This window comes from Streptomyces sp. NPDC048639 (assembly GCF_043199075.1).
Taxonomy (GTDB): Bacteria; Actinomycetota; Actinomycetes; order Streptomycetales; family Streptomycetaceae; genus Streptomyces.
This window is the reverse complement of record NZ_JBICVP010000017.1, coordinates 32,480-56,182: the sequence shown is the minus strand read 5'-3', so window position 1 is coordinate 56,182 and position 23,703 is coordinate 32,480. Positions and strand designations below refer to the sequence as shown.

Below are 23,703 nucleotides of genomic sequence, written 5' to 3'. Positions count from 1 at the left end.
GGCAGTCTGCGCCGTGACGACGGTGGTGCGGATCGTTTCCTGACCTCGCTGGCCGAGGCGTGGGTGCGCGGCGTTCCGGTCGACTGGACGCGGGTTCTGGCCGGCCAGGACGCCCGCACCGTCGCCCTCCCCACCTACGCCTTCCAGCATCGTCGTTACTGGTTGGAGCGGACCGCTCCGGCCTTTGCATCCGCTCAGGCTTCGGGTCGGGAGGTTGATGCGCGTTTCTGGGAGGCGGTCGAACGCGAGGATCTGGAGGGCCTGGCCGAGACGCTGCGGTTGCCGGAGAGCGAGCCGCTGGCCGGAGTACTCCCCGCGTTGTCGAGTTGGCGCAAGGGGCAGGTGGCCCGATCCGCTGTGGACGGCTGGCGGTACAAGGTCGTATGGAAGCCCGTCGGCCGGGACACCCGGGCCACCGCCCTCACCGGCACCTGGCTGCTCCTCGTCCCGCATGAGCACTCCACCACCGACCTCACCACGGCGTGTGCCGACGCGCTCGCCCTCCAAGGCGCCGACGTCCGTGTACTCGAACTCACGCATCGCCACGCCGACAGCGAAGTCCTGGAGGCCGCGCTCAACGAGACGTTGGCCGACCCGGCGGCCCCCGTCGGCGGTGTGCTGTCGCTGATCGGGCTGGACGAGACCCCTTTGCCCGACCATCCCGTACTGCCCACCGGCGCTGCACTCACCGTGTCCCTCGTGCAGGCGCTCGGGCGAGCCGAGGTGAGCGCGCCGCTGTGGTGTGCCACTCGGGGCGCCGTGGCCGTCGGGGACCAGGAGCCGCTTGCCCACCCGGCGCAGGCGGCGATCTGGGGGCTGGGAAGGGTTGCCGCCCTGGAGTTCCCGGAGCGCTGGGGCGGGCTGATCGACCTTCCCGAGCCGTTCGCGAGTCGGGATGCCGCCGCCCTTTGCGCCGTGCTCGCGTCGCGCGGTGACAGCACGGAGGATCAGGTCGCCCTGCGCGCCAACAGCACGTTCGTACGGCGGCTCGTGCCGGCCTCGCTGTCGGGCAAGGCGGACCCGCCTGACGGCAGGTCTTCCGGGCGGTACTGGACGCCGCGCGGCACAGCGCTCGTGACCGGCGGTACCGGTGCGCTCGGCGCGCATGTCGCCCGCTGGCTGGCGCGTGGCGGGGCCGAGGACGTGGTCCTGGTCGGTCGCCGAGGTGCCACGGACGACCCGGCGCTGGCGGAGCTGGAGGCCGAAGTCGCCGCACTGGGCGCCCGGTTGACCGTCGCCGCCTGCGATGTGGCCGACCGCGACGCGCTGGTGGATCTGCTGGGCTCCCTCCGTACCGAGGGACGTACCGTACGGACGGTGGTGCACGCCGCCGGTGTGGGCACCCTGGGGGCGCTGGACGGCCTCGACCTCGCGGAGTTCGCCGAGGTCACGGCGGGCAAGGTCGCCGGTGCGTGGCACCTCGCCGATGTCCTCGACCCGGCCGAGACCGACGCACTGATCTTCTTCTCCTCCATCTCCGGGGTGTGGGGCGTCGCCGACCATGCGGCGTACGCCGCGGCGAACGCCACCCTGGACGCACTCGCCGAGCGTGTCCGCCGGACGCACGGGCTGCCGGTGCTGTCGGTGGCCTGGGGACCATGGGACGGCGGCGGCATGATCGCGGAGGACATGCGCGGTCCGCTGAGCCGCCGCGGGATCCCCGTCATCGGCACGGAACCGGCCATGGTGGCGCTGCAGACGGCCCTCGACCACGACGACACGGTCGTGGCCGTGGCGGACGTCGACTGGGCCCGGTTCGTACCGGTCTTCAGCGCCGCTCGCCCCGCCCCGCTCATCGCCGATCTGGAGCCGAGGCCGAGCGGCGGGGCGACCCACGCCGGGGGAGCGGGCGGGCAGGGCGGGGGAGTGGAGGCATCGACGCTCGCCCAGCGGCTCGGCACTCTGCCCGCCGCTGAACACGACCGCTTCGTACTGGACCTCGTACGGTCCGAGGCGGCTGCCGTGCTCGGCCATGCCTCGGCGGACGACGTCGACGCCACCTATGCCTTCAAGGAGCTGGGCTTCGACTCGGTGAGGGCGGTCGAACTGCGCAACCGCCTCACCTCCCGTACGGGACTGAGGATCCCGACGACCGTGGTCTTCGACCACCCCACTTCGCTCGCCCTCGCCTCCCGCCTTCGTGAACTGGCCCAGGGAGGCGGTACGACGCCGCACCCCGCCACGAACTCGCCCGCAGCCGCGGCCGGTTCACTCGGGCCCGCCTCCGACGACGACCCCATCGCCATCGTCGCCATGGGGTGCCGCTACCCGGGAGGCATCGCGTCCCCCGACGACCTGTGGCGTGTGGTCACTGCCGGGGAGGACGTCATCACCGGCTTCCCCACCGACCGCGGCTGGGACACCACGCTGCTCTACGATCCCGACCCCGACCGCCACGGAACCAGCTACGTCCGGCACGGCGGATTCCTGCACGACGCCGGGGAGTTCGACGCGGCCTTCTTCGGGATATCCCCGCGCGAGGCGGCGGCGATGGATCCGCAGCAGCGGCTGCTGCTGGAGACCTCCTGGGAGGCGTTCGAGCGGGCCGGAATCGACCCGAAGACCCTGCACGGCAGCAACACCGGCGTCTTCACGGGCATCACCGACCAGAACTACGGCACGCTCCTCGGGCGCGCCACCGACGGTACCGAGGGCTATCTCGTCACCGGCGCCTCGACGGCCGTCGCATCGGGCCGCGTCTCCTACGTCCTCGGCCTGGAGGGACCGGCGGTCACCGTCGACACGGCGTGCTCGTCGTCGCTGGTCGCGCTGCACCTCGCGGTACGAGCACTGCGTTCCGGCGAATGCTCGATGGCCCTGGCCGGGGCCGCGATGGTCATGGCCGACCCGGCGCCGTTCGTCGGATTCAGCCGGCAGCGGGGGCTCGCGCCGGACGGCCGTTGCAAGCCCTTCGCCGAGGCCGCCGACGGATTCTCCCTCGCGGAGGGTGTGGGTGTGCTGCTGCTGGAGCGGCTGTCGGAAGCACAGCGCAACGGTCATCCCGTAGTCGCGGTGGTACGCGGTTCGGCGATCAACCAGGACGGTGCGAGCAACGGTCTCACCGCGCCCAACGGGCCTTCGCAGCAGCGGGTGATCCGGGCCGCGCTGGCAGACGCCCGCCTCACCGGCGGTGACGTGGACGTCGTCGAGGCGCACGGTACGGGGACGCGGCTGGGAGACCCCATCGAGGCGCAGGCCCTGCTGGCGACGTACGGGCAGGACCGTACGCCCGACCGGTCGCTGCTCATCGGCTCGGTCAAGTCCAACATCGGGCACACCCAGACCGCGTCCGGCATGGCCGGCGTGATGAAGATGGTGCTCGCGATGCGGCACGGCCACGTGCCCGGCACGCTGCACGTGGACGCGCCCTCCTCCCACGTCGATTGGTCGGCGGGCGCGGTGCAGTTGGTGACGGAGTCGGTGGAGTGGCCGGGCTCCGAGGGGCGAGTACGCCGGGCCGGTGTGTCCTCGTTCGGTATCAGCGGGACGAACGCGCACGTGGTCCTGGAACAGCCGCAGGTCGAGCCGAGTCCCGAGCCGAATCCGGAGCCGGATCCCGAGCCTGAGCCGGGGACGGCCAATGGGGCTGCGGTGCCGGTGTTTGCGGCCGGTGGTCCGGTGCCGTGGGTGGTGTCGGGGCGTGGTGGGGACGGATTGGCCGGTCAGGCGGGCCGGTTGGCGTCCTACGTCGGAACTGCCGGTGAGGACGTTCGGCCCGTGGATGTGGGCTGGTCGCTGGCGGCGACGCGTACGGCGTTCGAGAACCGAGCGGTGGTGCTTGGCGTAGAGCTGGGTGAACTCGCCGGTCAGCTGGGGGGTTTGGCATCCGATGGCGTGAGTGTGGGGAGTGTGGTGCGCGGTGTGGTGGCCGGTGGCGGGGTTCGGTTGGGGTTCGTCTTTCCGGGCCAGGGTGCGCAATGGGTCGGGATGGGCCGGGAGCTCTGGGAGGGCTCCCCGGTCTTCGCGGAGTCGATGGAGGCGTGTGAGCGGGCGCTGAGTCCGTTCGTCGACTGGTCGCTGAGCGAGATCGTCCGCAGCGGGGATGACTTCGCTGGTGTGGATGTGGTGCAGCCGGTGTCGTGGGCGGTGATGGTGTCGCTGGCTGCGGTCTGGCGTGCGTGTGGTGTTGAGCCGTCCGTGGTGGTCGGGCATTCGCAGGGGGAGATCGCCGCTGCGGTGGTGGCCGGTGGTCTGTCGTTGGAGGACGGGGCGCGGGTCGTCGCACTGCGTTCGCAGGCGATCCGGGCGATCGCCGGACGTGGCGGCATGGTCTCTGTTGCTCAGTCGGAGGCCCAGGTCGAGGAGTTGTTGTCCGGTTGGGCCGGTCGGATCGACATCGCTGCGGTCAATGGTCCGGGCTCGGTTGTGGTGGCCGGGGACGCGGATGCTCTCGATGAGTTGATGGCGCACTGCGAGGCGGAGGAGATCCGGGCGCGTCGTATTCCGGTGGACTACGCCTCCCACACCCGGCACGTGGAGGAGATCGAGGCGGAACTCGCCGAGGCGCTCGGGCCGGTCGCTCCCCGCACCGGTGAGGTGCCGTTCTTCTCCACGACCCAGGCGGAGTCGGTCGACACCGCTGCTTTGGACGGCGGGTACTGGTACCGGAATCTGCGTCAGCGAGTGCGCTTCGGCGAGGCCGTCCAGGGTTTGGTCGATCAGGGGTATGACGCCTTCGTCGAGGTGAGTTCGCATCCGGTGCTGGGGATGGCCGTGCAGGAGGCCGCCCCGGACGCCGTAGTGGTGGGCAGTCTGCGCCGCGATGACGGTGGCGCGCACCGTTTCCTGACCTCCCTCTCCGAGGCGTGGGTGCGCGGCGTTCCGGTCGACTGGACGCGGGTTCTGGCCGGCCAGGACGCCCGCACCGTCGCCCTCCCCACCTACGCCTTCCAACACCGCCGCCACTGGCTCGACGTCTCCGAATCCGCCCCCCGGGCCGAGTCCGGAGATGCCCGGGTCGACGACATGGACGTCCGCTTCTGGGAGGCGGTCGAGGCCGAGGACCTGGAGGCTCTCGCCGATACGCTCGACCTCGCGCCGGAGCGGCGCGGGACGCTGGGCACGGCGGAACCGATGCTCCCCGTGCTGGCCGAGTGGCGTCGGCGCAAGCGCGAGAGCGCACTGCTGGACTCCTGGCGCTACACGGTGACGTGGCAGCCGGGGGATGCATCGGCCACAGGGGCCGGCCCGTTGCCGTCGCACTGGCTGGTGGTCGTACCCGGTTCCGACGGTGCTGCCGACAGCACGGTGGACGAGCTGGTCGATCAGCTGGGGGGCCACAAGGAGGTCGAAGGGGTCGTCACGGTCGCGTTCGACGTGACGAGTGAGGACCGGGCCGCTCTCGCGGACCGCCTGCGCGAGACCCTGGAGCAGAGCCCGCTCACCGGTGGCGTGCTCAATCTGCTACCACTGGCCAAGGGCGATCCCCGTCCCGCTGCCGAGCCGCAGTCCTGCGTGGTGCCCGGAGCCGTCACGGCGACTCTCCTCCTCATGCAGGCACTGACGGACGCGGAGTGCGCGGCGCCGCTGTGGACGATCACCCAGGGAGCGGTCGCCCTGCCCGGCCCCGAGGCGACACGTACCACCGGACCCCTTCCGGAACATGCTGCTGTATGGGGCCTCGGCCGGGTCTACGGCCTCGACCACCCTGAGCGGTGGGGCGGCCTGGTCGACCTGCCCGTACCGTCCGATCGCCCCGAACCGGACGGCGGCACCGCCCCGTTCGCCCCTGCCGCGAAGCTCGACGCGAACACCTGGAACAGGTTCTTCGCGGCCCTGGCGGGAGACGAGGGCGAGGACCAGTTCGCCGTACGTTCGGACGGCCTGTACGTACGCCGCATGGTGCGCAAGCCGGTCGACGCCGAGGCGAGCGAGCGCCGTGCGGTCGCCTTCTCGGGTACGACGCTCATCACCGGTGGCACGGGAGCACTCGGCGCGCACCTGGCCCGGCGATTGGCCGCGGCCGGTGCCGAGCATCTGCTGCTCGTCAGCCGCCGGGGCCCGGACGCGCCCGGTGCGACCGAACTGGAGGCGGAGCTGAGGGCGCTCGGCGCCCGCGTCACCACCGCCTCGTGCGACATCACGGACTGGGAGGCGCTGGCCAAGCTGCTGGCGAATGTGCCGGAGAGCGCGCCGGTCAACGCCGTGGTGCACGCGGCGGGCATCGAGCCGCCGGCCGTCGCGATCGGGGACATGGATCTCGGGGCCCTCCAGGAGGTGGCGGACGCGAAGATCGCGGGAGCTCTCCACCTCGACGCGCTGCTCGCGGACCGTCCGCTGGAGGCGTTCGTCCTGTTCTCGTCGGGCGCGGGTGTGTGGGGCGACGGCGGCCACTTCGGGTACGCGGCCGCCAACGCCTATCTCGACGCTTTCGCCGCGTGGCGCCGGAGCCGCGGTCGCGTGGCCACCTCCATCGCCTGGGGAGCCTGGGCGGGCGGCGGCATGGTCCACGAGGCCGAAGGCGACCGGCTGCGCCGCTACGGCGTGTCCACCATGGACCCCGAGGTGGCCGTGTCCGCCGTACCGCAGGCTCTTGCGTACGACGAAACGTTCCTGGTCGTCGCCGATGTGATCTGGGACCGGTTCGCGGCGACCTACTCGGCCGCCCGTCGCCGCCGTCTCTTCGACGAGATCCCGGACGTCCGGCGCATCCACGCCGAGGCGGCCCGGGCAGGCGCGGCCGGTAACGGCGTCACGGCCGGAGCGATGGCCGGTGGGGCGACGGCCGACGGGACGCGGCCGTTCGTTCTCCGACTCTCCGGTGCCGGCCGGGCCGAGCAGCAACGGATGGTGCTCCATCTCGTCCGTACCCAGGCGGCGGCCGTCCTCGGTCATGACGGGAACGGCGCGATCGGCCCGGGCCACGCCTTCCGCGATCTGGGCTTCGACTCCCTGACCGCGGTGGAACTGCGCAATCGCCTCAAGGAGGCCACGGGGCTCAGCCTTCCGGCCACTCTGGTCTTCGACCATCCCACGCCCGCCGTCCTCGGCGAGCGGCTGCTGTCCGAGCTCGCCCCGGACTCGGAACCGGCGGGCGGGCAGGACCTGACCCCGCTGGACGAGTTGGAGGCCGCCGTCGCCGCGCTGGACCCGGCCGACGACGCGTCCCGCACCAGGATCACCACCCGGCTGCAAGCCCTGCTGTGGCGGCTGTCCGACAGCGCGGCGGAGAAACCGGGGGACGGCGGCGACTCCGACGACGAAGTGCTCGAGGCCGTCTCCGACGACGAGATGTTCGATCTGATCGACAAGGAGCTCGGCCTCAACTAGACCGCCCGACGTGCTGGTTCGCCAACGCTCCACGGCCGACCCGGTACGAGTGACTCCAAGCCTTCGGGCCTGCTCCTAGGGACTGATGACGTTCATGGCTAACGAGGACAAGCTCCGCGACTACCTCAAGCGGGTCACCACCGACCTGCGGCAGGCCCGCCGACGCCTCCAGGAGGTCGAGGCCCGCCAGCAGGAGCCGATTGCCATCGTCTCGATGAGCTGCCGCCTGCCCGGGAACGCCCACACCCCTGAGGATTTCTGGGATCTGCTCGTGGCGGGCGTGGACACCGTCTCCGAACTGCCCGCGGACCGCGGCTGGGACCTGGAGGGCCTGTACCACCCCGACCCCGAGCACCAGGGCACGACATACACCCGCTCCGGCTCCTTCCTGTACGACGCGGCCGACTTCGACCCCGGCTTCTTCGGCATCTCGCCGCGCGAGGCGACGGTCATGGATCCGCAGCAGCGACTGTTGCTGGAGACCTCCTGGGAGGTGCTGGAGCGGGCGGGCATCGACCCGGGCACCCTGCGTGGCGAGAAGGCGGGCGTCTTCGTCGGCAGCAGCGATCAGGGCTACGGTGCTTCGGCCGCCCACGCCCGGGACCGCGTCGAGGGCCACATGCTGACGGGCGGCTCCGGCGCGGTGCTGTCCGGCCGTATCGCCTACAACCTCGGCTTCGAGGGGCCGGCCGTCACCGTCGACACCATGTGCTCCTCGTCGCTGGTCGCACTGCACCTCGCGGTGCAGGCCCTCCGTCAGGACGAGTGCCGCCTCGCCCTCGCCTCCGGCGCCACCGTCATGGCCGGTCCTCGCAACTTCGTGGAGTTCAGCCGGCAGCGGGGGCTGGCGCCGGACGGCCGGTGCAAGCCGTTCGCGGCGGGTGCGGACGGTACGGGCTGGGGCGAGGGTGTGGGTGTGCTGCTGCTGGAGCGGCTGTCGGACGCCCGGCGCAATGGTCATCCCGTACTGGCGGTGATTCGCGGTTCGGCGATCAATCAGGACGGTGCGAGCAACGGTCTCACCGCGCCCAACGGGCCTTCGCAGGAGCGGGTGATCCGGGCGGCCCTCGCCAACGCCCGGCTCACCCCGGACCTCGTGGACGCGGTGGAGGCGCACGGTACGGGCACGACACTGGGCGACCCCATCGAGGCCCAGGCCGTCATCGCCACCTACGGCCAGGACCGCGAACAGCCCCTGCGCCTGGGCGCGCTGAAGTCCAACATCGGCCACCTTCAGGCGAGTTCCGGTGTCGCCGGCATCATCAAGATGGTGCTCGCCATGCGGCACGGCGTCCTGCCCAGGCTGCTGCACCTGGACGAGCCGACGCCGCACGTCGACTGGTCCACCGGCACGGTCGAACTCCTCACGGAGAACCAGGACTGGCCCGAGACGGGCCGTCCGCGCCGCGTGGGCGTGTCGTCCTTCGGAGGCAGCGGCACCAATGCCCATGTGATCCTGGAGCAGGCGCCCGCGGCACGCCCGGAGAAGGAGCCCGACCCCGAGACGGAGCCCGACTCCGAAACGGATCCCGAGCCCGGTACGGGGGCGCCGCTGACCACCGACGACACCGTCACCGTCACCCCGGTGTTCGCGGCCGGCGGGCCGGTGCCGTGGGTGGTGTCGGGGCGTGGTGGTGAGGGGCTGGCCGGTCAGGCGGGCCGGTTGGCCTCGTTCGTGGACTCGGCTCCTGAGGGCGTGCGGCCGGTGGACGTCGCGTGGTCGCTGGCGGCCACACGTGCGGCGTTGGAGAACCGAGCCGTGTTGATGGGCGCCGAGCGCGCCGAACTCATCGACGCCCTGGGCGTGTTGACATCCGGCGGCGTTGCCCCCGGCGTCGTGTCCGGGAGCTTCGACGTCGTACCCGATGGTGCGGTGTTCGTGTTCCCGGGTCAGGGTGCGCAGTGGGTGGGGATGGGGCGTGAGCTCTGGGGGCTTTCGCCGGTTTTCGCGGAGTCGATGGAGGCGTGTGGGCGGGCGCTGAGTCCGTTTGTCGAGTGGTCGTTGAGGGAGGTCGTCCGCGGCGGGGCGGAGTTGGTGGATGTTGATGTTGTTCAGCCGGTGTCGTGGGCGGTGATGGTGTCGCTGGCTGCGGTGTGGCGTGCGTGTGGTGTTGAGCCGTCGGTGGTGGTCGGGCATTCGCAGGGGGAGATTGCGGCCGCGGTGGTGGCGGGTGGTTTGTCGTTGGAGGACGGGGCGCGCGTGGTGGCGTTGCGTTCGAAGGCGATCCGGGCGATTGCCGGGCGTGGCGGCATGGTCTCTGTTGCTCAGTCGGAGGCCGAGGTCGAGGAGTTGTTGTCCGGTTGGGCGGGCCGGATCGACATCGCTGCTGTGAATGGTCCGGGTTCGGTTGTGGTGGCCGGGGATGCGGATGCGCTGGATGAGTTGATGGCGCACTGCGAGGGGGAGGAGATCCGCGCACGTCGTATTCCGGTGGACTACGCCTCGCACACCCGGCACGTGGAGGAGATCGAAGCGGAGCTGGCCGAGGCGCTCGGGCCGGTCACCCCGCTCTCCGGTGAGGTGCCGTTCTTCTCCACCACCGAGGCGGAGCCGGTCGACACCACCGCGCTGGACGGCCGCTACTGGTATCGCAATCTGCGTCAGCGAGTGCGCTTCGGCGAGGCCGTCGATGGCCTGGTGGAGCAGGGCTATTCGGCGTTCGTGGAAGTGAGTTCGCATCCTGTGCTGGGGATGGCGGTGCAGGAGGCCGCCCCGGACGCGGTAGTGGTGGGCAGCCTGCGCCGCGACGACGGTGGCGCCGATCGTTTCCTGACCTCGCTGGCCGAGGCGTGGGTGCGCGGTGTTCCGGTCGACTGGACGCGGGTCCTGACCGGCCATGACGCCCGTACCGTCGCTCTCCCCACCTATGCATTCCAACACCGCCCGTACTGGTTCGACTCGGCATCGCCGCAGCTCGCAGGGGCGGCCGGCGTCGCCCAGGATCCGGCGGACGCCGAGTTCTGGGCAGCTGTCGAAGAGCAGGACATCGAGGCGCTGACCGGCGCACTCGATGTCACCGAGGACAGCGGGCAGGCGCTGGCCCAGGCGTTGCCCGTTCTGTCGGCGTGGCGCCGGGGCCGCCGTGCCGCGTCCACCATCGACTCCTGGCGCTACCGCCTCGCGTGGCGGCCCACGGCCGATCCCACCGCGGCGGCTCTCAGCGGGACCTGGTTGGTCGTCGTCCCCGCGAGCCACGCGGACTCCGAACTCGTCCAGGTCTGCCTGGACGGGCTCGCGACGCACGGCGCGCAGACCGCGCCGCTGTTCGTCGACTCCGCCGACACCGACCGGGAGCGGCTGACCGCCCTGCTGACCGAGACGGCCCAGCACTCCGGCATCGGCACCGACGAGTACAGCGGCGTGCTCTCCCTCCTCGCGCTCGACGAACACCCGCACCCCGAACAGCCGGGCCTCGCGGCCGGTCTGGTCGCCGGACTGGCACTGATCCAGGCGTGCGGCGACACCGGCGTACGCGCCCCGCTGTGGCTGGCCACCAGCGGAGCCGTCACCACCGGTGACAGCGACCCACTGCGCAGCCCGGTGCAGAACGGCACCTGGGGCATGGGCCGGGTCGCCGCGCTGGAGCACCCCGAGTTCTGGGGCGGCCTGGTCGACCTTCCGGAGACGCCCGACGACCGCACCGCTACCCGGCTGTGCGGGCTCCTCGCCGACGCACGGACCGAGGACCAGATCGCCATCCGCCGTACCGGTGTCCTGATCCGCCGTCTTGTGCGTACCCCCGTCGGGTCCGCAGGCGGCGACCGCACCTGGACCTCGCGCGGCACCGCGCTCATCACCGGCGGCACCGGGGGCCTCGGCGGACACACCGCCCGCTGGCTCGCCCGCAACGGGACCGAGCACCTGGTCCTGGTCAGCCGCCGCGGCGCGGACGCGCCCGGTGCCGCCGAACTGGAGGCCGAGCTGAGCGAGTTGGGGGCTCGCGTCACCATCGCCTCCTGCGACATCGCCGACCGGGACGCGCTTGCCGCGCTCGTCGAACAGGTCGAGGCCGACGGGCCCGCGATCCGTACCGTCGTGCACACCGCGGGCGTCGGCATCCTCATTCCTCTGGCCACGACGACGCTCCAGGAGTTCGCCGACGGCGCCGAGGCCAAGCTCTCCGGCGTCGCCAACCTCGATGCGCTCTTCTCCGACGACCGGCTCGACGCGTTCGTCGTCTTCTCCTCCGTCGCCGGCCTGTGGGGCAGCGGCGACCACGGCGCCTACGCGGCGGCCAACGCGTATGCCGACGCCGTGGCCGAACACCGGCGCGCCCGCGGCCTGGCCGGTACGTCGATCGCCTGGGGCATCTGGAGCGACGACGGCGGCGGCATGGCCCTCGAGGTCGTCCAGGAGCAACTGCGGTGGCGCGGCATCCCCTTCATGGACCCGGCCCTCGCCGTCGCCGCCATGCAGCAGGTCCTCGACCGCGACGAGTGCCTCGTCGCCGTCGCCGACATCGACTGGGAGCGTTTCGTCCCCGTCTTCACCGCGGCCCGCCCGCGCCCCTTGCTCACCGAAGTGCCCGAGGTCGCCGAACTGCTGCGTGCCGAGGACGACCGCAATCGCAGGGAGCCGGACACGGAGACCGCAGGTCTGGTCTCCCGGCTGCGCGCCATGACCGCCGAGGAGCAGGACCAGGCCGTACTGGACCTGGTCCGGACCCAGGTCGCCGGAGTGCTCGGTCACAGCAGCCCGAACAGCGTCGAAGTCGGCCGGGCCTTCCGCGAGTTGGGCTTCGACTCGCTGACATCCGTCGAGCTGCGCAACCGGCTGAACACCGCGACCGGGCTGCGCCTCCCCGTTACGGTGATCTTCGACCGGCCCACCGTCACCGCCCTCGCGCGCCATGTCCGGGAGGAACTGGTCGGCGAGTCCGGCGCCCTTCCCGTTGCGGCCACAGCGGCCTCCCCGGCCCGCGGACCCGCCGCGGACGACGACCCGATCGTCATCGTCTCGATGAGCTGCCGCTACCCCGGCGGCGCCAACAGCCCCGAAGAGCTGTGGCGGATCCTCGCAGAGGGCCGCGACGTCATCGACGCCTTCCCCGACGACCGCGCCTGGGACCTCGACACCCTCTACGACCCCGACCCGGACCGCGAGGGAACCTGCTACGCCCGCGAGGGCGGATTCGTCTACGACGCGGGCGACTTCGACCCCGGCTTCTTCGGCATATCACCGCGCGAGGCCATCGCCATGGACCCGCAGCAGCGGCTGCTGCTGGAGACCTCCTGGGAGGCGCTGGAACGGGCCGGGCTCCTGCCCGAGACACTGCGCGGTACCCCTGTCGGCGTCTTCGTCGGCGCCGCCAACCAGGGTTTCGGCGGTCTGGACAACCTCCCCGAAGGCGTCGAAGGCCACATCGTCACCGGTAGCGCCACGAGCGTCCTGTCCGGCCGTATCGCCTACACCCTCGGTCTCGAGGGCAGCGCGGTCACGGTGGACACGGCGTGCTCGTCGTCGCTGGTAGCCCTGCACATGGCCGTTCAGGCGCTGCGCTCCGGTGAGTGCTCGATGGCCCTCGCGGGCGGCGTCGCCGTGATGGTGGAGCCGATCGGCTTCATCGGCTTCGCCCGCACCCGCGGCGTCGCCAAGGACGGCCGTTCCAAGGCGTTCGCCAAGGCCGCCGACGGCATGGGACTCGCCGAGGGCGCGGGCGTACTACTGCTGGAGCGGCTGTCGGACGCCCGCCGCAACGGGCACCCGGTCCTTGCCGTGGTCCGCTCGACAGCCCTCAACCAGGACGGTGCAAGCAACGGCCTGAGCGCCCCCAGCGGCCTCGCCCAGCAGCAGGTCATCCGGGCGGCTCTGAGCAACGGGGGACTGTCCCCGGCGGATGTGGACGCGGTCGAGGCGCATGGTACGGGGACGACGCTGGGTGATCCGATCGAGGCGCAGGCTTTGCTGGCCACCTATGGTCGGGATCGTGAACGGCCTTTGTGGTTGGGGTCGTTGAAGTCGAATGTCGGGCATACGCAGGCGGCGGCCGGTGTGGCCGGTGTGATGAAGATGGTGCTGGCGATGCAGCACGGTCTTCTTCCGCGGACGCTGCATGTGGATGAGCCGACTCCGCACGTCGATTGGTCGACGGGCGCGGTGTCGTTGCTGACGGAGTCGGTGGAGTGGCCCGGCACCGAGGGGCGCGTGCGGCGGGCAGGAGTGTCGTCGTTCGGGGTGAGCGGGACGAACGCGCATGTGGTGCTGGAGGAGGCGCCGCCGGTTGAGCGGGAGCCGGAGACGGAGCCCGAGGTCGGGAGCATTGCCCCACAGGTCTTCGCGGCCGAGGGGCCGGTGCCGTGGGTGGTGTCGGGGCGTGGTGGGCAGGGGCTGGCCGGTCAGGCGGGCCGGTTGGCCTCGTTCGTGGCGTCCGCATCCGAAGACGTACGACCTGGGGACGTCGCGTGGTCGCTGGCGGCGACACGTGAGGCGTTCGAGAACCGGGCTGTTGTGCTGGGCGCTGACGTGGCTGAACTCGCGTCCGCGCTTGGGGTGTTGGCGTCCGGTGGTGTGAGTGCTGCAGGTGTGGTGCGTGGCGCGGTGGCGGGTGACGTTGGCCGGGTGGCGTTCGTGTTCCCGGGTCAGGGTGCGCAGTGGGTGGGGATGGGCCGGGAGCTCTGGGAGGGCTCCCCGGTTTTCGCGGAGTCGATGGAGGCGTGTGGGCGGGCGCTGAGTCCGTTTGTCGATTGGTCGTTGAGCGAGGTCGTCCGCGACGGGGCGGAGTTGGTGGATGTTGATGTGGTGCAGCCGGTGACGTGGGCGGTGATGGTGTCGCTGGCTGCGGTGTGGCGTGCCAGCGGGGTTGAGCCGTCGGTGGTGGTCGGGCATTCGCAGGGGGAGATTGCGGCCGCGGTGGTGGCGGGTGGTTTGTCGTTGGAGGACGGGGCGCGCGTGGTGGCGTTGCGTTCGAAGGCGATCCGGGCGATTGCCGGGCGTGGCGGCATGGTCTCTGTTGCTCAGTCGGAGGCCGAGGTCGAGGAGTTGTTGTCCGGTTGGGCGGGCCGGATCGACATCGCTGCTGTGAATGGTCCGGGTTCGGTTGTGGTGGCCGGGGATGCGGATGCGCTGGATGAGTTGATGGCGCATTGCGAGGGGGAGGAGATCCGGGCGCGTCGTATTCCGGTGGACTACGCCTCGCACACCCGGCACGTGGAGGAGATCGAGGCGGAACTCGCCGAGGCGCTCGGGCCGGTCGCTCCCCGCACCGGTGAGGTGCCGTTCTTCTCCACGACCCAGGCGGAGTCGGTCGACACCACTGCTTTGGACGGCGGGTACTGGTACCGGAATCTGCGTCAGCGAGTGCGCTTCGGCGAGGCGATCCAGGGTTTGGTCGATCAGGGGTATGACGCCTTCGTGGAGGTGAGTTCGCATCCGGTGCTGGGGATGGCGGTGCAGGAGGCTGCCCCTGATGCCGTGGTGGTGGGCAGTCTGCGCCGTGACGACGGTGGTGCGGATCGTTTCCTGACCTCGCTGGCCGAGGCGTGGGTGCGCGGTATCCCGGTCGATTGGACCGCGGTTCTCGCGGGCCAGGACGCTCGTGGCGTTTCCCTGCCCACGTATGCCTTCCAGCATCGTCGTTACTGGTTGGAGCGGACCGCTCCGGCCCTTGCATCCGCTCAGGCTTCGGGTCGGGAGGTTGATGCGCGTTTCTGGGAGGCGGTCGAACGCGAGGATCTGGAGGGCCTGGCCGAGACGCTGCGGTTGCCGGGGAGCGAGCCGCTGGCCGGAGTACTCCCCGCGTTGTCGAGTTGGCGCAAGGGGCAGGTGGCCCGATCCGCTGTGGACGGCTGGCGGTACAAGGTCGTATGGAAGCCCGTCGGCCGGGACACCCGGGCCACCGCCCTCACCGGCACCTGGCTGCTCCTCGTCCCGCATGAGCACTCCACCACCGACCTCACCACGTCCCTCTCCCACGGCCTGGTGGCCCATGGCGCTGACGTGGTCACCGTCGATGTCGCCCCCGGAGTCGACCGTGACGGGCTCGCCGCTCTGCTCGGCACCGCCCTGAACGGCGAGGACGGTCCCCGTCCGGCCGGTGTCCTGTCCCTCCTCGCGCTGGACGAGTCCCCGTACGCCCCCGGCAGTCCGCTCGACAACGGACTCGCCCTCAACACCGCGCTCCTGCAAGCTCTCGGGGACGCCGGTGTCGCCGCCCCTCTGTGGATGGCGACCCGGGGTGCTGTGACCACCGGCCGTGCCGACCGGCCGGCCGCACCCGTTCAGGCACAGGCGTGGGGCCTCGGCCGGATCGCGGCGCTGGAGTATCCGCAGCGCTTCGGCGGGCTGGTCGATCTGCCGGAGGAACTGGACGAGCGTGCCGTCGCACGGCTGGTGACCGCCCTGTCGGGGGCTGTCGGCGAGGACCACGTGGCCGTACGGGGTTCCGGGCTGTTCGCGCGGAGGCTGGTGCGGGCCACGCTCCCGGAAGCGACGCCCGGCGAGTGGACGCCGAGCGGCACGGTCCTGGTGACCGGCGGCACCGGGGGAGTGGGTGCACAGGTCGCCCGCCGGCTGGCCCGTGGCGGCGCCACGCATCTGCTGCTCATCAGCCGCCGGGGCCCGGAGGCGCCCGGTGCGGCCGAGTTGGAGGCGGAGCTGACCGGGCTCGGCGCCCGCGTCACCCTTGCTGCGTGCGATGCCGCCGACCGTGAGCAGCTCTCGGCGCTGCTGGCCGCTGTGCCGGAGGACGAGCCGCTCACCGCCGTGGTGCACGCGGCGGGCGTGCTGGACGACGGCGTGCTGGACGCCCTCACTCCCGAGCGGGCCGAGACCGTACTGCGTCCCAAGACGGCGGCAGCGCTGCATCTGCACGAGCTGACCCGCGACATGGACCTGTCCGCGTTCGTGCTGTTCTCCTCGCTCGCCGGCACGCTCGGCGGTCCGGGTCAGGGGAGTTACGCCGCCGCCAACGCCTTCCTCGACGCGCTCGCCCGGCAGCGGCATGCCGACGGCCTGCCCGTGACGTCGATCGCCTGGGGTGCGTGGGGCGGCGATGGACTGGCGTCCGGTGAGACGGGAGAGCGGCTGTCCCGTTCCGGAATGCCCGCCATGGACCCGGAGTTGGCCCTGACCGCGCTGGAGGAGGCCGTCGTCGGCGGTGAACCCGTGCTGGCCGTGGCAGACGTACGGTGGGAGACCTATGCGTTCGCCCACTCCGACGTGGCGCCCCGGGTGCTGGCCGATCTGCCCGAGGTGCGGGCGGCCCTGGCGGCACGGACCGCGCCCGGGGAGGACGGCGGCGACGGCAACGCGCTCACGGCGCGGCTCGCGGCCCTGCCGTACGACGAGCAGCGTCGTGAACTCCTCGATCTCGTACGGACATTGGCCGCTGCCGCGCTCGGGTGCTCCGGCCCCGAGGAGGTCGAGGAGGAGCGGGCCTTCCGTGACCTGGGCTTCGACTCGCTCACGGCGGTCGCGCTGCGCAACTCCATCGCCGAGGCCACCGGGCTGCGGCTGCCGGTGACGCTGGTCTTCGACCATCCCACCGCCGTCGCGCTCTCCGGCAAGCTGCACGAGGACCTGTCCGGGACCGCTCCCGCGGCCGCCGCGCCGGCACCGGCCGCGTCCCGCCCCGCAGCGGTGGACGACGATCCCGTGGTGATCGTGTCGATGAGCTGTCGCTTCCCCGGCGGCGCGGGGAGCCCGGAGGAGCTGTGGAGGCTGCTCGCGGAGGGCGGCGACGCGGTGTCGGCGTTCCCGGAGGACCGCGGCTGGGACCTGAAGGGGGCCTTCGACCCCGACCCGGACCGCCCGGGAACCTTCTACGCCCGGGGCGGCGGATTCCTGTACGACGCGCACCACTTCGACCCGGAGTTCTTCGGGATGAGCCCACGGGAGGCGCTGGCCGTCGACCCGCAGCAGCGCCTCCTCCTGGAGACGTCGTGGGAGGCGTTCGAGCGGGCCGGCATCGACCCGTCGGCGGCGCGCGGCAGCCGGACCGGGGTCTTCGTCGGTTCGAACTACCACGACTACGGCTCCCGGGTGCAGCGCGCGCCCAAGGACTTCGAGGGCTATCTGGCCACCGGCAGCGCGGGCAGCGTGGCCTCAGGCCGGATCGCGTACACCTTCGGGCTGGAAGGACCGGCCGTCACGGTCGACACCGCGTGCTCCTCGTCGCTGGTGGCGCTGCACATGGCCGCGCAGGCGGTGCGCAGCGGTGAGTGCTCGATGGCGCTGGTCGGCGGCGTGACCGTGATCTCTTCGCTGGACACCTTCATCGAGTTCAGCCGGCAGCGGGCGCTGTCCGCCGACGGGCGCTGCAAGGCCTTCTCGGACGAGGCCGACGGCGCCGGCTGGGCCGAGGGCGTGGGCCTGCTGCTCATCGAGCGGCTCTCGGACGCCCGCCGCAACGGGCATCCGGTGCTCGCCGTGCTCGCCGGTTCCGCGGTCAATCAGGACGGCGCGAGCAACGGCCTCACCGCACCGAGCGGCCCCGCTCAGCAGCGGGTCATCCGCCAGGCGTTGGCCTCGGCCGGCCTGTCCGCCGCGGACGTCGACGCGGTCGAGGCGCACGGCACCGGCACCCTGCTGGGCGACCCGATCGAGGCGCAGGCGCTGATGGCCACGTACGGGCAGGACCGTCCGGCCGACCGGCCGCTGCTGCTCGGCGCCCTGAAGTCCAACGTCGGACACACCCAGGCAGCTGCGGGCGTCGGCGGTGTGATCAAGATGGTGCTGGCGATGCGGCACGGGGAACTGCCCCGCACCCTGCACGCCGACCGTCCGTCGACGCAGATCGACTGGTCCGAGGGTGCGGTGGCGCTGCTGACGGAGGCGGCGGAATGGCCGGAGACCGGTCGTCCGCGGCGGGCCGGGGTGTCGGCGTTCGGCATCAGCGGCACCAACGCCCATGTGATTCTGGAGCAGCCGCCCGTGGAGAGCCACGAGGTGCGCTCCGAGGCGGCCGCCCCGCTGCTCTCCGAAGCAGCCACCGCCTCGCGGGCGTCGGACGCTGCCTCGCAGCCGTCCGACGCCGACCCGCAACCGCTCGCCGGGACGGCCGTGCCGCCGCAGGCGGCATCCGTGCCCGCCGCCTCCGGCGCCGTGGTCCCCTGGGTGCTCTCCGGCCGCAGCGCCGGTGCCCTGAGCGCGCAGGCAGCCCGCCTGGTGTCCCATCTGTCGGACCCGGAGCGGGAGAGCGATGCCGACCCCGGCGACATCGCGTACTCGCTCGCCCACGGGCGCTCCGCGTTCGAGCACCGGGCGGCCGTCGTCGGCCGCGACCGGGACGAACTGCTCGCCGCTGTACGGGCGTTGGCCGAGGGCCGGGAGGTGCCCGGCCTGGTCCGCGGGATGCGTCGCCGGTCCGGGCGCACCGCGTTCCTGTTCAGCGGGCAGGGCAGCCAGCGCCCCGGCATGGGCCGCGAGCTGTACGCCGCGCACCCCGTGTTCGCCGAAACCCTCGACGCCGCCTGCGCCGAGCTGGACCGCGAACTCGAACGGCCCCTGCTGGAGGTGCTGTTCGCCGAGGCCGGCACCCCCGATGCCGACCTGCTGGACCGCACCGCCTACACGCAGGCCGGACTCTTCGCCCTCCAGGTTGCGCAGTTCCGGCTGCTGGAGCACTGGGGGCTGCGCCCCGATGTCGTCGTCGGCCACTCCATCGGTGAGCTCGCCGCGGCTCACGTGGCGGGGGTGTTCGACCTCGCCGATGCCTGCCGCCTGGTCGCCGCCCGCGGCCGGCTGATGCAGCAACTCCCCGACGGCGGGGCCATGGTGTCCGTACAGGCAGGTGAGGCGGACGTCGCCGAGGCGCTCCGCGCGTACGAGGACCGGGTCTCCGTCGCAGCCGTCAACGGCCCGGCCTCCGTGGTCGTCTCGGGGGACGAGGACGCGGTGGAGGAGCTGGCCGAGACCTGGCGGGCGGACGGACTGCGCACCAAGCGGCTGATGGTGTCGCATGCCTTCCACTCGCCGCGGATGGAGCCGATGCTGGCGCGATTCGGGGCCGTTGCCCGCGACCTCGCGTACGCGTCCCCGGTCCTCCCCGTCATCTGCGACCTCACCGGTGAACCCGCCGACAGCGGGCAGTTGGAGACGGCCGAGTACTGGGTGCGGCACGTACGCGAAACGGTCCGCTACGCCGACGCCGTCGCCACCCTGGAACGCCAGGGCGTGACCGCGTTCGTCGAGCTGGGCCCCGACGGCGTTCTCTCCGCCATGACCCGCGACTGCCTGGACGACCCGGAGGGCAGCGCCGTCGTGACGCCGCTGCTGCGCCGCGACCGGCCCGAGGACTTGGCGCTCACCACGGCCCTGGCGACCCTGCACGTGCACGGCGTGAGTCCCGACTGGGCGGCGTACTTCGAGGGCCGCACGGTGCGCCGGGCCGAACTGCCGACGTACGCCTTCCAGCGCGACCGCTACTGGCTGGACGCCGCTCCCGGAACGCCGGACCTGGCCTCGGCCGGGCTCGCGGCCGGCGAGCATCCGCTGCTCGGCGCGGGCACCGCGCTGGCCGGTGGGGACGGGTACCTGCTCACCGGGCGGCTCTCGCTGACCGGCCATCCCTGGCTGGCCGATCACGCGGTCTCCGGCACCGCGATTCTCCCGGGCACGGCGTTCCTGGAACTGGCCCTCCTGGCCGGTGACCGGATCGGCTGCGGCACCGTCGAGGAACTCACCCTGGAGGCGCCGCTCGTCCTGCCCGAGCAGGGCGGCGTTCACCTCCAGGTGACCGTAGGCGAGCCCGGCGATCAGGGTACGCACAGCGTGACCGTGCATTCCCGGCCCGACGACGCCGCCGGCGAGGAGCCCTGGACCCGTCACGCCGTCGGCCTGCTCGCACCCGAAGCGGAGGCCCCGGCCGACGATCCGGCGCTCACCGCGTGGCCCGCGGAAGGGGCCGAACCCGTCACCGTGGAGGGGCTGTACGACCGCTTCGCCGCGAACGGCTTCGCCTACGGGCCCGCCTTCCAGGGGCTCAAGGCCGCGTGGAAGGTCGGCGAGGACATCCACGCCGAAGTGGAACTGCCCGAAGGGGCCGCTGACGACGCCGCCGGGTACGGGCTTCACCCCGCTCTGCTGGACGCCGCGCTGCAGACGATCGGCCTGGCCTCCACCGCCGCGGCCGGCACCGGTCTGATGCCGTTCAGCTGGACCGGCGTACGGCTGCACGCGCCCGGCGCCGCTGCGCTCCGGGTCGTACTCAGCCCAACCGGCCCCGAGACGGTCGCGCTGCGGGTCGCCGACACCGCGGGGCGCCCCGTCGCCGCGGTGACCGGACTGACCCTGCGGCCGCTGCCCGCAGGGCAGTTGGGGGACACCCGCGCCGCGGCCCGGCACCTGCACCAGGTGGAGTGGGTGAACCCGGCCACTGCCGCGGTGCGCCCGGCCGGAGGCGGCTGGGCCGTCCTGGACGGCGACCGCGACCCGGACATCGGCCGCGCTCTGACGGCAGCCGGACTCACCGCCGCACACCACCCGGACCTGGAGGCCCTCGCCCGGGCCGTCGCCGCCGGAGACGTGGCCCTTCCCGATACGGTGCTGGCCGCCGTGCCGGGCCTCGTCGAGGACGACGGAGGGCGGGCGGCGTACGGCGACCCGGCCGCTGCCGTACGCCACGCGACCGGCGAGGCGCTGCGCCTGCTGCAGGGCTGGCTCGCCGAGGACACCTTCAACGCCTCGCGGCTGGTGCTGGTGACCCGGCACGCCATGACGGTGTACGACGGTGACCGGGCGCCCGACCCGGTGGCCGCCGCCGTCTGGGGCCTGGTGCGGACGGCACAGTCGGAGAACCCCGAGCGGTTCGTGCTCCTCGACTGGGACGGTGCGCAGGATTCGTACGAGGCCCTGCCCCGGGCCGCGGGCCATGACGAGCCGCAACTTGCCCTGCGCAAGGGCGAGTTGCGTGCGTCGCGGCTCGTCCGCATCCGCCTCGCCGGAACGGCGGAGCCCGCCGGTGCCGGCGACCCGCTGCTGGACCCGGACGGCACGGTCCTCGTCACCGGTGCCACCGGCGCGCTGGGCGGCCTGATCGCCCGTCACCTCGTGACCCGGCACGGGGCCCGGCACCTGCTGCTGGCCGGCCGCCGCGGTCCGGACGCGCCGGGCGGCCGCGAACTCGTGGCCGAGCTGGCCGAACTCGGCGCACGCGCCGACCTCGTCGCCTGCGACACCTCCGACCGGGAGGCGCTGAACCGGCTGCTCGGCACGATCGGCGCCGAGCACCCGCTGACCGCCGTGGTGCACACCGCGGGCGTCCTCGACGACGGCGTCATCGGCTCCCTCACGCAGGAACGACTGGACACGGTCCTCGCCGCCAAGGTCGACACGGCGCTGCACCTGCACGAGCTGACCCGCGACAAGGAGCTGAGCGCCTTCGTGCTGTTCTCCTCCCTGGCCGGCATCTTCGGCGGCTCGGGACAGGGCAACTACGCGGCGGCCAACGCGTTCCTCGACGCCTTCGCCCAGCAGCGGCGGGCCCAGGGCCTGCCCGCGCAGTCGCTGGCGTGGGGCCTGTGGGAGCGGCGTTCGGCGATGACCGGCAAGCTCGACCAGGCCGACCTGCTGCGGATGGCGCGCGGCGGAGTCGTCCCCATGGCCTCCGAAGAGGCGCTGGCGCTGTTCGATGCCGCAGTCGCCGCCGATCAGGCGGTGCTGGTACCGGCCCGCTTCGACACGGCCGGACTGCGCACACCCGACGGCGACGTCCCGGCCCTGCTGCGGTCCCTGGTCAAGCCCGCGGTCCGGCGCCGTACCGGCACCGCCGCCGCAGACGGCGCCGCCCCCGCCGAGCGGCTGCGCCGCAGGCTCGCGGACCTGGACGCGGAGGGCCGGTTCGCGGCACTCCTGGACGTCGTACGGGACCAGACGGCGGCCGTCCTCGGCTATGCCGACTCCGACGCCGTCGACCCCGAGCGGGGTTTCCTGGAGATGGGCTTCGACTCGCTCACTGCCGTCGAACTGCGCAACCGGCTCAACACGGTCACCGGACTGCGGCTGCCCGCGACTCTCCTGTTCGACCATCCGACGCCGGCCGGGCTGGCCCGCCATCTGCGGTCCGAGACAACGCCGGGTGCCGCGGCGGCCGTTCAGCCGATGCTGTCCGAACTCGACCGGCTGGAAGCCGCGTTGGACGAGGTGGCCGCCGACGAGGCGGTCCGCTCCGCGCTGGCCGGCCGGCTGCGGGGGCTGCTGTCCCGTCTGGACGTCCCCGCACCGGCGGGCGCCGGGCTCCCGCCGGACGGCGCGGGCGACCAGGCCGCCGGGGTGGCGGTCGAGGACGAGATCGGCGCGGCCAGCGACGACGACCTCTTCGACTTCATCGACAAGCGGTTCGGGTCGGCATGATGGACAACCGGACGGACAACCCGAGGGAGAACGCGACCGTGGCCGACCGGGTCCTGAACGTCGGTGTCGTCGGCTGTGCCGCCATCGCCCGGCGCAACACCATCCCCGCGCTGGTGGCCGACCCGTCGGTGCGCCTGGTCGCGGTGGCAAGCCGCACGCGAGAGAAGGCCGAGGCCGTCGCCCGCAGGTTCGGCTGCGAGGCGGTGACCGGCTACGCCCCCCTGCTGGCCCGCGACGACATCGACGCCGTGTACGTACCGCTGCCGCCCGCCCTGCACGCCGAGTGGGTCGGCAAGGCGCTGGAGGCGGGCAAGCACGTCCTGGCCGAGAAACCGCTCGCCGTGAGTGGGGCGGAGGCCGCCGGACTGGTCGCCGCGGCGCGCGCCTCCGGCCTCCTGCTGATGGAGAACTTCGCGTTCCTGCACCACGGGCAGCACGACGCCGTACGCGCCCTCATCGACGAGGGTGCGATCGGTGAACCCCGCCACCTCACCGCGGAGTTCGGGTTCCCTCCGCTGCCCCCGGACGACATCCGGAACGATGCCGCGCTGGGTGGCGGCGCGCTGCTCGACGCCGGCGTCTACACCCTGCGCGCGGCCTCTCTGTACCTCGGCCCGACCGTGACGGTCCGTGGCGCGGTTTTGCGCCACGACCCGGGCACCGGGGTCGACATGGCGGGAGCGGCCCTGGTCGGCGACGTGGCCGGCCGCACCGGGCAGTTGGCGTTCGGCTTCGACCGTTCCTACCGGTGTGCGTGCACGATCTGGGGCAGCGAGGGCAGCATCACGCTCGACCGGGCCTTCACGGCTCCGCCCACGTTGCGCCCCCTATTGCGGCTGCGGCGCCAGGACCGCCTGGAGGAACGCACCCTGCCGGCGGGCCACCAGTTCGCCACGCTGGTCGCCTCTTTCGCCCGCACGGCACTGGAGGGCGGTGACCTCAAGACTCCGGGGGACGACGCTCAGCGCCAGGCGGAGCTGGTGGACGCGGTGCGATCGGCCGGCGAGCGGTGACCCCATCCCGTTCCTCTTCTGACACGGTGGCGGCGGTGAGGGCCTGCCGCTGAGCGCTTCGCCCGCCTGCGCGAGTGGCTCCGCGCCCCGGTCGGCAGGCAAGCGGCATGAGAGTCACGCGGCGCGCGTGCG

3 protein-coding genes are annotated in these 23,703 nt (G+C 72.5%); all 3 read left to right on the top strand.

All coding sequences use genetic code 11. From position 1 onward, the window contains the following. The first annotated feature begins 63 nt into the window (after window positions 1-63). Window positions 64-7,269, top strand: coding sequence for a type I polyketide synthase (locus ACGFNH_RS32030; RefSeq protein WP_393659808.1), 7,206 nt, complete (start codon window positions 64-66; stop codon window positions 7,267-7,269). Window positions 7,270-7,363: 94 nt separating this feature from the next. Continuing rightward, entirely contained in the window at window positions 7,364-22,558 is a 15,195-nt protein-coding gene (locus ACGFNH_RS32025; protein ID WP_393659806.1) for a type I polyketide synthase, read from the top strand. Continuing rightward, complete coding sequence (locus ACGFNH_RS32020) at window positions 22,558-23,571, top strand: Gfo/Idh/MocA family protein (RefSeq protein ID WP_393659804.1); 1,014 nt, start codon at window positions 22,558-22,560, stop codon at window positions 23,569-23,571. The genes ACGFNH_RS32025 and ACGFNH_RS32020 overlap by 1 nt, the downstream gene beginning before the upstream one ends. The last annotated feature ends 132 nt before the right edge of the window (window positions 23,572-23,703 follow it).

Bases quoted from the DNA above. Each gene is read 5' to 3' on its own strand.
- ACGFNH_RS32025 (WP_393659806.1), top strand. From the start codon at position 7,364: ATGGCTAACGAGGACAAGCTCCGCGACTACCTCAAGCGGGTCACCACC.
- ACGFNH_RS32020 (WP_393659804.1), top strand. From the start codon at position 22,558: ATGGACAACCGGACGGACAACCCGAGGGAGAACGCGACCGTGGCCGAC.